Annotated in this window: 14 protein-coding genes; 11 read left to right on the forward strand and 3 right to left on the reverse strand. The window is 61.3% G+C overall.

Annotation, left to right across the window (positions count from 1 at the left end):
- Positions 1-191 precede the first annotated feature (191 nt).
- The 6 genes from lptC (at position 192) to ptsN (ending at position 5,479) form a co-directional block, all read left to right on the forward strand.
- Entirely contained in the window at positions 192-857 is a 666-nt protein-coding gene (gene lptC, locus ATY78_RS22585) for an LPS export ABC transporter periplasmic protein LptC (RefSeq protein WP_088684525.1), read from the forward strand.
- Positions 858-871: 14 nt separating this feature from the next.
- Positions 872-1,507 (forward strand): LptA/OstA family protein, encoded by a 636-nt coding sequence (locus ATY78_RS22590; RefSeq protein ID WP_088684526.1) that lies wholly within the window; start codon positions 872-874, stop codon positions 1,505-1,507.
- Positions 1,508-1,545: 38 nt separating this feature from the next.
- Positions 1,546-2,322, forward strand: a complete 777-nt coding sequence (gene lptB, locus ATY78_RS22595) for an LPS export ABC transporter ATP-binding protein (protein ID WP_088684527.1) — start codon at positions 1,546-1,548, stop codon at positions 2,320-2,322.
- Between the two features lie 152 nt (positions 2,323-2,474).
- Entirely contained in the window at positions 2,475-4,034 is a 1,560-nt protein-coding gene (gene rpoN / locus ATY78_RS22605; RefSeq protein WP_088684528.1) for an RNA polymerase factor sigma-54, read from the forward strand.
- A gap of 335 nt (positions 4,035-4,369) precedes the next feature.
- On the forward strand, positions 4,370-4,945 hold the full coding sequence (raiA, locus tag ATY78_RS22610; RefSeq protein ID WP_004674094.1) for a ribosome-associated translation inhibitor RaiA: 576 nt from the start codon (positions 4,370-4,372) through the stop codon (positions 4,943-4,945).
- A 69-nt stretch (positions 4,946-5,014) separates the two neighbouring features.
- Complete coding sequence (gene ptsN, locus ATY78_RS22615) at positions 5,015-5,479, forward strand: PTS IIA-like nitrogen regulatory protein PtsN (RefSeq protein WP_065281989.1); 465 nt, start codon at positions 5,015-5,017, stop codon at positions 5,477-5,479.
- 74 nt (positions 5,480-5,553) lie between these two features.
- Here the strand turns inward: ptsN and ATY78_RS22620 are convergent, their stop codons facing one another.
- The 3 genes from ATY78_RS22620 to ATY78_RS22630 form a co-directional block, all read right to left on the reverse strand.
- A complete protein-coding gene (locus ATY78_RS22620) occupies positions 5,554-7,896 on the reverse strand; it encodes a methyl-accepting chemotaxis protein (protein ID WP_088684529.1) in 2,343 nt (780 codons plus the stop codon).
- Between the two features lie 242 nt (positions 7,897-8,138).
- Entirely contained in the window at positions 8,139-9,038 is a 900-nt protein-coding gene (locus ATY78_RS22625; protein WP_088684610.1) for a ribokinase, read from the reverse strand.
- A gap of 80 nt (positions 9,039-9,118) precedes the next feature.
- A complete protein-coding gene (locus tag ATY78_RS22630; protein WP_088684530.1) occupies positions 9,119-10,342 on the reverse strand; it encodes a DNA recombination protein RmuC in 1,224 nt (407 codons plus the stop codon).
- A 298-nt stretch (positions 10,343-10,640) separates the two neighbouring features.
- On the opposite strand from ATY78_RS22630, the gene def reads away from it, so the two are divergent.
- The 5 genes from def (at position 10,641) to truA (ending at position 13,680) form a co-directional block, all read left to right on the forward strand.
- Positions 10,641-11,156, forward strand: a complete 516-nt coding sequence (gene def, locus ATY78_RS22635) for a peptide deformylase (RefSeq protein WP_088684611.1) — start codon at positions 10,641-10,643, stop codon at positions 11,154-11,156.
- A gap of 64 nt (positions 11,157-11,220) precedes the next feature.
- On the forward strand, positions 11,221-11,505 hold the full coding sequence (locus ATY78_RS22640) for a plasmid stabilization protein (RefSeq protein ID WP_088684531.1): 285 nt from the start codon (positions 11,221-11,223) through the stop codon (positions 11,503-11,505).
- Entirely contained in the window at positions 11,502-11,924 is a 423-nt protein-coding gene (locus tag ATY78_RS22645; protein ID WP_088684532.1) for a type II toxin-antitoxin system VapC family toxin, read from the forward strand. The genes ATY78_RS22640 and ATY78_RS22645 overlap by 4 nt, the downstream gene beginning before the upstream one ends.
- A gap of 20 nt (positions 11,925-11,944) precedes the next feature.
- A complete protein-coding gene (fmt, locus tag ATY78_RS22650) occupies positions 11,945-12,880 on the forward strand; it encodes a methionyl-tRNA formyltransferase (RefSeq protein ID WP_088684533.1) in 936 nt (311 codons plus the stop codon).
- Positions 12,880-13,680, forward strand: a complete 801-nt coding sequence (truA, locus tag ATY78_RS22655) for a tRNA pseudouridine(38-40) synthase TruA (protein WP_088684534.1) — start codon at positions 12,880-12,882, stop codon at positions 13,678-13,680. The genes fmt and truA overlap by 1 nt, the downstream gene beginning before the upstream one ends.
- Position 13,681 lies beyond the last annotated feature (1 nt).

The following is a 13,681-nucleotide window of genomic DNA, read 5'->3' on the forward strand; positions in this document are numbered from 1 at the left end:
GCCGCCGATGGACCGGTGAAATAGGGTGGCAGCGGCACGTACGAATGCCACTTTTTGATGTTTTTCCGTTTTGTTGCTTGTTGCAGAAAAAATTCCATATTGGCAAGCCAATGTAATAATGCGAAACGAACTGTGATTGGCGGCCGGCTTTGTTACGAAGGCGCGGCGATCACCGCACATGGACGAGGCATATGCTCGATACCCTGAAGAACAACGGAAGCGCCGCTTTTGCGGGGTCCGGCAAGACCCCCTATGGCGATGCGTTGTTCCATTCCGCCCGCGTGCGGCGGCTGAAGGTCCTGCTGCCGGCGGCAGCCCTCATCGTGTCTTTGGCTTTCATCGCGGTGTCGGTGATCCGCACCTATCTGCCCGAGAACATCAAGATCGAAGGCGCCAAGATCGAAAACGGCAAGGTCGTGATGGAAAAGCCGGCGATATCCGGGCGCAATTCCGACGGCATCAATTATTCCATGCTTGCCGAGAGGGCGCTGCAGGATATCCGCGATCCCGATCTCATCACGCTCGAAACCATCAAGGCCGCCGTGCCGATGAATGACGGCCTGATCGCCCGTGTCGTCGCCTCGACCGCCGACTACAATCGCGCCACGGACAACCTGCACATGACCGCTCCCTTCACCCTGGTGCTGAGCAGCGGCCTCAACGCGAAATTCCAGTCCGCCCATCTCGACATCAAGGGCGGAAACATGCGGAGTGACGACCCCGTCACCATCACCAAGGACAATGCCTCCATTGTTGCGAAGACGCTTCAGATAACCGATAAGGGGCGCGTGATCACATTCGAGGGGAATGTTCGCATGAATGTCGATCCAACCACCATCCATAAACAGGGCACTTAACCAGCCGGGTCACCATGACAAAAGATTGTCGCATCTCCACTTGCAAGACTGGCATTGCACTCATTGCCGGCGCATTTGCCCTTATTCTGACGGCTTCGGGCGCGGGTGCGCAGTCGACGACGATGTCGGGCATGAAGCTTTCCAACGACCAGCCGATCCAGATCGAAAGCGACAAGCTCGAGATCCACGATCAGGAGCACACGGCTCTGTTCACCGGCAACGTCAAGGTCGTGCAGGGGACGACGACGATGCAGTCGGGCAAGATGACCGTCTACTACAAGGACAAGGCGGCAAAGCCGGGCGCCGCTCCGGCTCAGCCCGAGACAAAGGCGCAGCAGTCTGGCTCGCTTGCATCGGGAAGTGCCGACATCGACAAGATCCTGGTGACGGACAAGGTCTACCTGGTTTCGGGTACGCAGACGGCGACTGCCGATGACGGCAATTTCGACATGGCCTCGCAGACATTCATCCTGACGGCGGATGAGGGAAACAAGGTCATCCTGTCGGATGGGCCGAACGTCTTTACCGGCTGCAAGCTGACCGTTCACATGCAAACCGGTCAGGCGGAGCTTGAAAGCTGCGGCGGGCGTGTCCAAATTCAGCTCGATCCGAAATCGCAGCAGAATCCGCAGCAGCAGAAGCAGAACTGAAACCGGCCTCCCACGTGAAATTATCATCGCTATCCACCATGTTCGGCAAGCCCGAGCCGCAAGCTGCGGGCGCCGCCGACAAGAGTCGCTATCAGGGAACGCTGATCGCACGTGGTCTGACGAAGACCTATGCGACGCGCCGCGTCGTCAACGGCGTCTCGCTGGTGGTGCGCCGTGGCGAGGCCGTCGGCCTGCTCGGTCCGAACGGCGCCGGCAAGACCACCTGTTTTTACATGATCACCGGCCTCGTGCCGGTGGATGAAGGCACGATCGAGATCGACGGAAACGAAGTCACGACCATGCCGATGTACCGCCGCTCGCGCCTCGGCGTCGGTTATCTGCCGCAGGAAGCCTCGATCTTCCGCGGCCTGACGGTGGAGGAAAACATCCGCGCCGTCCTCGAAGTGCATGTGAAGGACAAGGCCGAGCGCGAGCATAAGCTGAACGAGCTTCTGGAGGAGTTCCATATCCAGAAGCTGCGCAAGAGTGCCGCCGTCGCCCTGTCGGGCGGCGAGCGCCGCCGCCTCGAAATCGCTCGCGCCCTTGCCACCGATCCGACCTTCATGCTGCTCGACGAGCCCTTCGCCGGCGTCGACCCGATCTCCGTCGCCGACATCCAGAACCTCGTCCACCATCTGACGGCCCGCGGCATCGGCGTTCTCATCACCGACCATAATGTGCGCGAAACGCTCGGCCTCATCGACCGCGCCTATATCATCCATGCCGGCGAGGTGCTGACCCATGGCCGGGCGAACGACATCGTCAACAATCCGGAAGTGCGCCGGCTCTATCTCGGCGACAATTTCAGCCTCTGACGGCGGAACGCGCAGAAATTCACCATGCCGGCACAGTTCCGCTTGACCAAATCCAATAAAAAAGCAATTTTTGGGCCAAGTTGGATTTCCGTGGCCTGAAGCGTTGACCGGACGCGGTTTCCCAAGGAATCGTGGGGAGTTTCGCGTCCGTCATGGCACTGTCCGCCAATCTTTTCCTGCGCCAGAACCAGTCATTGGTGATGACACCGCAATTGATGCAATCCATCCAGTTGCTGCAGATGACGCATTTTGAACTCACTCAGTTCATCGCCCAGGAAGTGGAAAAGAACCCCCTGCTCGAATTCCCGTCAAATGACGGCGAGGCGGGCAGCGAACGCGGCGAAGCCGAGGATGGGGACTATGGCCATCAGCCGGAAGACGCCGCGTCGGACGACGGTTACGACAATCGTGCCGAGGCGCTTTCCAGCGACTGGTACGACAATGGCGGCAGCGCCAGCACGAGCCGGCTGACCGAAGAGCTCGACGCCAACTATACCAATGTCTTTCCCGATGACGGTGCGCCGCAGCGCCTCGATGCGCCGGAACTCGTCAGCCAGTGGAAATCGATGCCGGGCAGCGGAGAGGCCGCCGATTACGACCTCGATGATTTCGTCGCCGGCCAGGTATCGCTGCGCGATCACCTCGCCCAGCAGATCCCCTTCGTCCTGCCCGACATGGCCGATCGGCTGATCGCGCAGAACTTCATCGATCAGCTCGATGAGGCCGGTTATCTGCAGGCCGACATGGCCGAGGCGGGCGAGAGGTTGGGCACGAGCCTCGCGCAGGCCGAGCGCGTGCTCACCGCCCTGCAGACGCTCGATCCGCCGGGTGTTTTCGCCCGCAGCCTCTCGGAATGCCTGGCGATCCAGCTCAGGCAGAAGGACCGGTACGACCCCGCCATGCAGGCGCTGGTCGAAAACCTCGAACTTCTGGCCCGGCGTGATTTCGCCACGCTGAAGCGGCTCTGCGGCGTCGACGAGGAAGACCTTCTCGACATGCTTGCCGAGATCCGCCAACTCAATCCGAAGCCCGGCAGCGGTTTCGAGGCGGGTGTTTCCGAAGCGATCATGCCCGACGTCGTCGTCAGGCCCTCTTCGGACGCCGGCTGGCTGGTCGAGCTCAATCCGGATACGCTGCCGCGCGTGCTGGTCAACCAGTCCTATTTTTCCCGCGTGACCAAAAATGGAGAGGATCACGCCTTCCTCTCCGAATGCCTGCAGAGCGCCAACTGGCTGACACGCAGCCTCGATCAGCGGGCAAAGACCATCATGAAGGTGGCAAGCGAGATCGTGCGCCAGCAGGACGCCTTTCTGCTGCACGGCGTCGACCATCTGCGCCCGCTGAACCTGAAGACGGTCGCCGAGGCGATCAAGATGCATGAATCCACCGTCAGCCGCGTCACGTCGAACAAATACATGCTGACGCCGCGCGGCCTCTTCGAGCTCAAATATTTCTTCACGGTTTCGATCAGCGCCGTCGAGGGCGGCGACGGCCATTCGGCCGAAGCCGTGCGTCACAAGATCCGCGCGTTGATCATGCAGGAGAGCCCGGACGCGGTGCTCTCCGACGACGACATCGTCGACATGCTGAAGAAGGGCGGCATCGATCTTGCCCGCCGAACGGTTGCCAAATACAGGGAGGCGATGAACATTGCCTCCTCGGTGCAGCGGCGCCGCGAAAAGCGGGCGCTCGCCAAGGTCTCAGGCTTCTGAGGCGATCATGCTTCGGCCTTGATCGAGGTATCCTGCGGCAGGCCCCGCTATCTCCCCCAAATCCCAACCGACATCATATCGGGTGCCGCCGCTCTGTGTTTGCCTTGAGTCGCTGAGGCGGGCTTTTGGTCCTATTGACTTTTCCACGGCCTCCGTCTAGAAGCCCGCCGCAATCGATGCCCGTGAACGGCATTTGGAGTTATCCCCATCATCCAAAGGGTACCAAGGACACGCAGGCTTGCGCCGATCTTGCTTGAGATTGCGCGAAGTGCTTGGATGAACCTGAGGCTTGGCGTAAACTGATACCCGCAAACGACCATAAGAAGGGAAACTCCATGAGTGTGCGTGTATCCGGGAAACATATGGAAATTGGTGAATCGTTCCGTCAAAAGATCGAGGACCAAATTGGTATGGCCATCACGAAATACTTCGACGGGGGGTATTCCGGCCAAGTGACCGTGGTGAAGGCAAGTTCCCGTTTCTCCGCAGACTGCAAGCTCCATCTCGACAGTGGCGTGGTGTTGCATGCGGCCGGCGAAGCGACCGATCCCCAGCTTGCTTTCGACGCCGCTTCCGAGCGCATCGAAAAGCGTTTGCGCCGCTACAAACGCAAGCTGAAGGACCATCATGCCGGAAACCATCTGAATGGTTTTGCAGAAGTCTCCTACACGGTCATGGATTCCGTTCCTGATCACGAAGATGAAATTCCCGACGATTTCGCCCCGGCGATCGTCGCTGAAAGCACGAAGCAGCTGAAGACCATGTCGGTCGCCACCGCCGTGATGGCGCTCGACATGACCGACGAGCCGCTTCTCCTGTTCCGCAGCCCCGGCAAGGAACATCTGAACATCGTTTACCGTCGGCACGACGGAAATATTGGCTGGATCGATTCGGCCAATATCAAAGGCTGAGATCAGGGCGGTGAGCGGCGGTACTGCCGCCGCTCCTTCATCTGATCCCGGCGACAGAAGGAAAAAGAAATGGCATTGGCAGATTTGCTCCATCAGGATGCGATCATTCCCGCCCTCAGAGTAAATTCCAAGAAACAATTGCTTCAGGAGTTGGCAGCAAGAGCCTCCAGGATCACCGGGCTTTCCGAGCGGGAGATCTTCGACGTCATCCTGCAGCGCGAGCGCCTGGGTTCGACGGGCGTCGGCAACGGCATCGCCATTCCCCACGGCAAGCTGGTGAACATCCATTCGATCGTCGGCATCTTCGCCCGTCTGGAGCAGCCGGTCGATTTCGAGGCGCTGGATGACCAGCCGGTCGATCTCGTATTCCTGCTGCTTGCCCCGGAGGGCGCCGGCGCCGATCATCTCAAAGCGCTGTCGCGCATCGCCCGCGTCCTGCGTGACCACGATCTGGTCGCAAAACTGCGCGCAACCGATTCCGCCTCGGCGATTTACGCTTTCCTCAACGAAGAGCAGACGTCGAACGCCGCCTGAGCGGCATCGATCCCTGAATGAAAAAAAGGCGCCTGATTTCTCGGGCGCCTTTTTCGTTCATGAAGGACTGACGGTCAGAATTCTTCCCAATTGTCCTGCGCCACGGCAGCCGAGCCATGCGATACGGTCGCGGGGCGGCGGGTCGCCGGGGTGGCAGCGTGACGGATCTGCGGGGAGGGCGCAGCCGGCGCACGCATCTGCCGCGCCACGGAGGCGAGGGCCGCGGTGTTGCCGGAACCCGAGACCCTGAAGCGGGTGGCGAGCGCCTTCAGCGTCTGCGCCTCGTCGTTGAGCGCCACGCTTGCCGCGGTCGCTTCTTCCACCATCGCCGCATTCTGCTGCGTCACCTGGTCCATCTGGTTCATGGCCTGGTTGATTTCCTTCAGGCCGACCGCCTGTTCGCTGGCTGACGCCGAAATCTGCCGGATGAGGCTGTTGATGCCCATGACCTGCTCGGCGATCTTATGAAGCGTGCCGCCGGCGCGGCCGACGAGATCGACGCCCTCCTTGACCTGGACGGCCGAGGTGTTGATCAGCGTCTTGATCTCCTTGGCGGCATTGGCCGAACGTTGCGCGAGCTCGCGCACCTCCTGGGCGACGACGGCAAAGCCTTTACCGGCTTCGCCGGCGCGGGCAGCCTCGACGCCGGCATTGAGTGCCAGCAGGTTCGTCTGGAAGGCGATCTCGTCGATGACGCCGATGATCCGCGAAACCTCCGTTGACGATTGTTCGATCCCGTGCATCGAGGCGATCGCCTTCTGCACCACTTCGCCCGATTTCTCGGCATCCTCACAGGCGAGATTGACGTTCTCGGCGGCCGTGCGCGCATTCTCGGCGCTGGAATCGACCTGTGCGGTGAGCTCGTTCAGCGCTGCCGCCGTCTCTTCCAGGCTTGCCGCCTGCTGTTCGGTGCGCTTGGCGAGGTCGGAAGCGCTGTTGCTGATCTCGCCGGTGCCGGAGCCAATATTGGCGACGCTGAAGGTCAGCGTGTTGATGGTCTCTTCGAGGCTCGCAAGAGCGGCGTTGAAATCCTGTTTCAGCTTGCCGTATTCGCCGGGAAATTCTTCGGTGATGCGGTAACCCAGATTGCCGTGAGACAATTCGGAGAGGCCGGCGCCGACGATCGAGACGATATGACGCTGCAGCGATACCGATTGCTGACGTTCCGATTCCGAACGGCTGCGTTCCGTCTCGGCGGCCTGCCTCTGGTCGGCGGCCTCGTTTTCGAGGCGCTTGGAGTCGGCGAGCTTGAAGCGGAAGCCTTCGAGCGCCTTGGCGACCGAACCGACCTCGTCGCTGCGGTCCTGGGCGGCGACGGGCTTGGCATATTCGCCGTCGCTGAGCACCTTGACGCTGGCGACAAGGCTGCCGAGAGGCCGCTGCACGAACGAGCGGACGGCAAAATAGAGCGCGAGCATCACCGCGCCGAGCACGATCAGGCCGGTGGCGACCATCATGTAGGTCTGGTCCTGTACCGGCGCGTTGATCACCGTATGCGGGACGTCGACGAGCACGACCCAGGTGGCGTTGACGCCGGGAACCTCGAACGGATAGACGACGCGGTCGAAGGGATCGAGGCCGTCATAGGTGAGGTTCCTGACAAGGCCGGCTTGTTTGTTCGACAGCGCCGCCTTGACGACGTCGGCGCCCTCACCGTCATATTGCCTGGTCATCAGGTCGGGGATCGGCGCGACGATCCAGTTGCCGGCCTGCGACAGCAGCGTGACGCGGCCGGAGCCGAAAGGATGCAGCGCCTGCAGCTTGTCGGTCAGCGATTTCAGCGAAATGTCGACGCCGCCGACGCCGATCATCTTGCCGCCTGACATGACGGGATAAGCAATTGATGTCAGCAGCGTGGGTACGTCGGTCCCTTCGGCGAGGTAGGGCGTCGTGATCGCGCCCTTGCCGCTGTCGGCGGCAAGTTTCCACCATTCGGCGGTATAATCATTGTCGAAAGTCGAATACTGGACGCCGCCATCCTTGGTCTTCGACCAGTAGGGCGTGAAGGCGCCGTTCTTATTGGTGCCTTCGTCGTTATTGTTGGCGATTTCGGTGGTCTTGCCGTCGAGCGCGCCGAGCTGCTCGCAGAACCAGCTGCCGAAGGCGAAGGCGTTCTGTTCGAGATTGGCTTTCAGCACGTTGATCATGCCCTTGCGATCCAGCGACTTGCCTTCATGGGCACGGCCGATGACGCCTGACATGCTGCGTGCGGCGCTGGCGAGTTCGCCGACATTGGCGGCGATTTCGTTGGCGATCGATTTTGCCTCGAGGTTGGCCTGGTCCATCGTCAGCGTCTGGACGCGATCCCGGGTCTGGCCGATGAGGAAAAAGTTCGAAACGGCGAGAACAAGCGCGATGGCGATGCCGGTGATGACGATGAGCTTCGCCGCAAGCGATTTCATGCGAAAAATGAACATGGGGTTCCTCGGGCAAGGATGCGCCGAACGGGCATTCTTCGGCACAGGAGCGAAGGCTTGCTCCGTCATGGAGCAGCCATGTGGGCGGTCAAACCAAAGGCAACAGATACCGGCGACCGCCAGCAACATCGCCAGAGATCTCTTAAATTTGAATGAAACTTTAGTGGCTTACTTAAGCAAAACCGCAAGAATCCCCCCTGAATTTAAAGGGCATTGCTGGCGGTTTCGCAAAGAGGCGCGGTTTATATCCTGTCTGCGACTTCTTCGCTGAACGGGATCGAAGGCTGCGCCCCTGATTTGAGGCATGCCAGCGAACCGGCGACCGCCGCGCGGCGCAAAGCCGAGGCAAAATCGAGGCCTTCGTCGAGGCTCGCAGCGAAATAGCCGCAGAAGGTATCTCCCGCGCCGACCGTATCGACGGGTTCGATCACCAGCCCCTGCGCCCTTGAGATCGCGCCGTCGCGGATGGCGATGACCCCGTCGCCGCCGAGCGTCACGATCAGGGTCTGGCCGGTCTCCTGATGCAGGCGGGTGAGCGCCGCCTCACGCGCGCCGGCATCCAGGCCGTTCTGCCCGGCGAGCCGCTCGAACTCGGTCTCGTTGGCAATGACGATATCGGCCAGGCGGCCGAGACGCGGCGCATCGGGGATCAGCGGCGCGAGGTTGAGAATGCTGGTGATGCCTTTGGCGCGGGCTGCCGACAAGGCGCGCTCCACGGCCGGGACCGGCACTTCGAGCTGCAGCATCAGGATATCGCCTTCGCTCATGCGGGCGACCGCCGCTTCGGCATCGGCTGGTGTGACGAGCCCGTTGGCGCCCGGAACGACGGCGATCATGTTTTCACCGTCGCCGCCGACGAGGATCAGCGCCGTGCCGGTGGGACCATCGACATGCCTGATGAGAGAAAGATCGGTTCCCGCATCATCGAGCAGGGCAAGCGCGTCCGCGGCGAAGGCATCCTTGCCGACGGCGCCGGCCATATGCACGTAGCGGCCGGCGCGGCGTGCTGCCAGCGCCTGGTTTGCGCCCTTGCCGCCGGCGGCCGTGGCAAAGCCGTTGCCGGCCACCGTCTCGCCGGGCTTCGGCAGGCGCTCGGTCGTGGCGATGAGGTCCATGTTGATGGACCCGAAAACTGTGATCATCAGGCTGTCCCGTCTTTTGGAGCATGCGGACGACATCATGCTCCTGCTATTTCATGAGGGGCAGACACTGCCTGAAGCGGTCACTCCTCGTCAACCACCCGGAGCTTCAGAAGACCGGTGCGGCTTTCCACCGATTTGGTCGCGGGTTCGCTGTCGCGGGCGGGCTTGCCGTCGCCGCCCGCCTCGAATTCCAGCGCTTCGATCTTGGCGCCGCGCTTGGTCAGCTTGTCGGCTGACGTGACCACCATGTCGATATCCTTCTGCGCCATGGCGAAATGGCCCTGCAGCTTGCGCACCCGCTCGTCGAGGCGGCCGAGATCGTCCATCAGGATCGCCACTTCGCCCTGGATCAGATGCGCTTGCGCCCGCATGCGCTGATCCTTGAGCACGGCCTGGATGACCTGGATCGACAGCATCAGCAGCGACGGCGAGACGATGACGATGCGTGAGCGATGCGCCTTCTGCACCACCGGCTCGAAGTTTTCGTGGATCTCGGCGAAGATCGATTCGGACGGCACGAAGAGAAAGGCCGTCTCCTGGGTCTCCCCCTGGATCAGATATTTCTCGGAAATGTCCCGGATATGGACGTCCATATCGCGGCGAAACTGCTGGCTTGCGATCTTGCCGGCCTCGGGGCTGGCCGCGTCGCGGATCGCGTTCCAGGCTTCGAGCGGAAATTTCGCGTCGATGACCAATGCCGGCGCGTCGTTCGGCATGCGGATCGTGCAGTCCGGCCGCGAGCCGTTGGAGAGCGTGGGCTGGAAGGTATAGGCGCCCATCGGCAGGCCGTCGGCGATGATCGTTTCCATGCGCGACTGGCCGAAGGCGCCGCGTGTCTGCTTGTTGGAAAGAATGGCCTGCAGCCCGACGACATCCTTGGCGAGCGTCTGGATATTGTTCTGCGCGGCATCGATGACCGCCAGCCGCTCCTGCAGGCGCTGCAGGTTCTCATGCGTCGATTTCGTCTGCTCGGTAATCGTCGAGCTGACGCGCTGCGACATGCCGTCGAGACGCTGGTTGATCGCCTGGTTGAGCTCGCTCTGCCGCGCGCCGAAAACTTCGGCCATTGCCGTGATGCGGCCCTGCATCTCCGCCTGGATCTTCAGAAGTTCGGCCATGCGCGCCTCGCCTTCCGCCGCACGGAAGTTCGCCTCCTCCGCCTGCTCGCGGCGAAGACCGGCGCTGCGCAGAAGAAGGACGACCACCAGCAGGGCAAGGACTGCGAAAACCCCGCCGGCAAGCGCCAGCATGGCCGGGCTGATCGAGGCAAGGGAAAGGGCGAGCGATTCGGAATGACTGATCATGCCGCAACCATAACAGAAGAAACGGCTAGATATAGATCAAAGCGTGAACGGAATGGGCGGTCCCCAATATCTTCGCAAGCCGCTGTTCTTCCTCGTTCGTAAAAAGAAATCGCGGGCTAATTTAACGAATGCTCTATTCGCCAAGATTGTCGCGCGCGGCCCGAGGGCCATTCCGTCGTCGCTACCCGCCGGGCGGCGTGACGCGAATATGGCGAAATTCCGGGCGGGGAAGCAAAAAAGCGCGCTCCCCGCTTGCCGGATAATTCCATAGTCGGAAAAGATGGGTTATGGGAACGTCATGACCATTAAGCCACTCATCATTCTTCCCGACCCCGTCCTCCGCCAGATATCCAAGCCGATCGAGCGGGTGGATACCGACCTGCAGCGCCTTGCCGACGATATGCTGGAAACCATGTACGACGCGCCGGGCATCGGCCTTGCCGCAATCCAGATCGGCGTACCGCGCCGCATGCTCGTCATCGACGTATCGCGTGAGGGCGAAGAAAAGCAGCCGCAGGTCTTCATCAATCCCGAGATCATCAAATCCTCCGACGAGCGTTCCGTCTACGAGGAGGGGTGCCTGTCGATTCCGGATTATTATGCCGAGGTCGAGCGTCCGGCCGTCGTTTCAGTGAAATATCTCGACCGGAACGGAAAGGAGCAGACGGTGGAAGCCGACGGCTTGCTCGCCACCTGCCTGCAGCACGAAATCGACCACTTGAACGGCGTGCTCTTCATCGATTATATCTCGCGGCTGAAGCGGGAGATGGTGATCAAGAAATTCACCAAGGCGGCGAAGTCCAAGGCGCTCTGACGGCGCATTGAAAATACGCTGGCAAGGTATTATGATATCACTGATATCATAATGGAGGCGTCGCATGGGCGATCTGCTGATCAGAAATATTTCCGACGCAATGAAGCGAGATATTGCGGAAGCGGCGCAGCGCAGCGGAAACAGCCTTTCCGATGAGGCCAAGGAGCTTTTACGGGAAGCGCTTCAACGAAAAACTGAAGCGAAACCCGAGACTGTGTCGGCGTATGAAGCGATACGCGCCGCATTCGTAAGCGAAGGCGCAGTGGATGACGAATTTGCTGCAATCATGGAAGAAATAGAGGCGGCGCGGAAAAAAGACTTCGGGCGACCATTCGAGGATTTCGAATGATCGTTCTCGATACGAATGTGGTGTCGGAGTTCGCCAGGCCATTGCCGAATGAAAATGTGAAAGCCTGGATATTGCGGCAGGATGGCTCGCGAATCTGGCTTTGCACGGTCGGGTTGATGGAGCAGATTTACGGAGCCGAGAGGGTTCTCTTGAAGACAGGATCGGACCGCTTCTTTCGTGCTGTCGAGAATTTGGTGAAAGGCCAATTCCGTGATCGTGTTGTTGGCTGGGATTTGGAAACGGCTATGGCGACCGGTCGCTTGCGAGCGAAACGCGAAAGCATAGGGCGGCCGATTTCGGTCCAGGACGCCATGATTGCCGCCATCTGCCTTTCGAACGGCGCGACGCTCGCCACCCGCAACACCAGAGATTTCGAGGGGCTTGATCTCAAGCTCGTAAACCCGTTTGAAGACGGTTGATCCTCAATTGGCGAGATAGAATGTCTCTTCGCATCATCTTCATGGGAACGCCCGAGTTCTCGGTTCCGACCCTGCGCCTGCTTGTCGAGGCGGGCCACAGGATTGTTGCCGTCTATACGCAGCCGCCGCGGCCGGGCGGCCGGCGCGGGCTCGATCTGCAGAAATCGCCCGTGCATCAGGCGGCCGAATTGCTCGGTCTCCCGGTCTTCACGCCGGCCAATTTCAAAGACCCGGAGGAGCGCGAGAGGTTTGACGCCTTCAATGCCGACGTCGGCGTCGTCGTCGCTTACGGGTTGCTGTTGCCGGAGGCGATTTTGAACGGCACCCGGGATGGCTGCTACAACGGCCATGCCTCGCTGCTGCCGCGCTGGCGAGGTGCCGCGCCCATTCAGCGGGCGATCATGGCCGGTGACGAGAAGACCGGCATGATGGTGATGAAGATGGACAAGGGGCTGGATACCGGCGCCGTCGCGCTGACCCGCGAAGTCGAAATCGGCTCGAACATGACGGCGGGCGAATTGCACGACCGGCTGATGCTCGTGGGTGCCAAGGCGATGGCGGAAGCCATGGTGAAGCTGGAGATGAACGACCTGCCGCTGACGCCGCAACGGCAAGAGGGCGTGCTTTACGCCGCCAAGATCGACAAGGCCGAGACGCGCATCGATTTTGCCGGAAATGCGCGGGACGTGCACAATCATATCCGTGGCCTCGCGCCGTTTCCCGGCGCATGGTTCGAGCTTGAGATCGGCGGCAAGCCGGAACGGGTGAAGGTGCTGGGCTCGGAACTGGCGCAAGGGCACGGCGCGGCCGGAGAGCTGCTGACGGATGATCTCGTGGTCGCCTGCGGCTCGGGCGCGGTGAGGCTGACGCGGCTGCAGAAGGCGGGCGGCAAGCCGCTCGCGGCGGCCGATTTTCTCAGGGGCACGCCGCTTGCGGCGGGCACGAGGCTCTCCTGATGCCGCGTTACCGCATGACCGTCGAATATGACGGCGGCCCCTATGTCGGCTGGCAGCGGCAGGAGAACGGCCCCTCCGTACAGGGGGCGATCGAAGCCGCTGTGCTGTCGCTGAGCGGCGAGACCGTGTCGGTCCGCGGCGCCGGACGCACCGATTCCGGCGTCCACGCCATGGGGCAGGTCATTCACGTCGATCTTTCTAAGGACTGGTCGCCCTATAAGCTGCAGAATGCCTTGAACGCGCATCTGAGGCTCGCTGGCGAGCGCGTCTCCATTCTCGATGTCGAGACGGTTCTCGAATTCTTCGATGCGCGTTTTTCCGCGCTCAGGCGCCATTACCTCTACCGCATCGTCAGCCGGCGGGCGCCGCTGGCGCTCGAAGCCGGCAAGGCGTGGTGGGTGCCGAAGACGCTCGACCATGAGGTCATGCATGCCGCCGCCCAGAGGCTTGTCGGCAGGCACGATTTCTCCACCTTCCGTTCCGCCCATTGCCAGGCGAACAGCCCGGTGCGCACGCTCGACCGGCTGGATGTGACGCGCAACGGCGAACTGATCGAGATCCGCGCCACGGCCCAGAGTTTCCTCCATAATCAGATCCGCTCCTTCGCCGGCACGCTGAAGCTCGCCGGCGAAGGCAAATGGACACCCGACGATGTCCAGGCCGCGCTCGAGGCGCAGGACCGCAAGGCGTGTGGCCCGGTGGCCCCGCCCGAAGGGCTCTATTTCATGCAGGTGGATTATCCCGAGGTGATCACCGACCGGCGAAGGCCGATCGACGAAAACGACGACGATCTGTCGTAAT

Origin of the sequence: Rhizobium sp. R635 (assembly GCF_002211285.1) — a bacterium.
GTDB lineage: Bacteria > Pseudomonadota > Alphaproteobacteria > Rhizobiales > Rhizobiaceae > Rhizobium.

Bases quoted from the DNA above. Each gene is read 5' to 3' on its own strand.
- ATY78_RS22645 (WP_088684532.1), top strand. From the start codon at position 11,502: ATGATCGTTCTCGATACGAATGTGGTGTCGGAGTTCGCCAGGCCATTG.
- lptC (WP_088684525.1), top strand. From the start codon at position 192: ATGCTCGATACCCTGAAGAACAACGGAAGCGCCGCTTTTGCGGGGTCC.
- def (WP_088684611.1), top strand. From the start codon at position 10,641: ATGACCATTAAGCCACTCATCATTCTTCCCGACCCCGTCCTCCGCCAG.
- rpoN (WP_088684528.1), top strand. From the start codon at position 2,475: ATGGCACTGTCCGCCAATCTTTTCCTGCGCCAGAACCAGTCATTGGTG.
- fmt (WP_088684533.1), top strand. From the start codon at position 11,945: ATGTCTCTTCGCATCATCTTCATGGGAACGCCCGAGTTCTCGGTTCCG.
- ATY78_RS22590 (WP_088684526.1), top strand. From the start codon at position 872: ATGACAAAAGATTGTCGCATCTCCACTTGCAAGACTGGCATTGCACTC.
- ATY78_RS22640 (WP_088684531.1), top strand. From the start codon at position 11,221: ATGGGCGATCTGCTGATCAGAAATATTTCCGACGCAATGAAGCGAGAT.
- truA (WP_088684534.1), top strand. From the start codon at position 12,880: ATGCCGCGTTACCGCATGACCGTCGAATATGACGGCGGCCCCTATGTC.
- ATY78_RS22620 (WP_088684529.1), bottom strand. From the start codon at position 7,896: ATGTTCATTTTTCGCATGAAATCGCTTGCGGCGAAGCTCATCGTCATC.
- raiA (WP_004674094.1), top strand. From the start codon at position 4,370: ATGAGTGTGCGTGTATCCGGGAAACATATGGAAATTGGTGAATCGTTC.
- ATY78_RS22630 (WP_088684530.1), bottom strand. From the start codon at position 10,342: ATGATCAGTCATTCCGAATCGCTCGCCCTTTCCCTTGCCTCGATCAGC.
- ATY78_RS22625 (WP_088684610.1), bottom strand. From the start codon at position 9,038: ATGATCACAGTTTTCGGGTCCATCAACATGGACCTCATCGCCACGACC.
- ptsN (WP_065281989.1), top strand. From the start codon at position 5,015: ATGGCATTGGCAGATTTGCTCCATCAGGATGCGATCATTCCCGCCCTC.
- lptB (WP_088684527.1), top strand. From the start codon at position 1,546: ATGTTCGGCAAGCCCGAGCCGCAAGCTGCGGGCGCCGCCGACAAGAGT.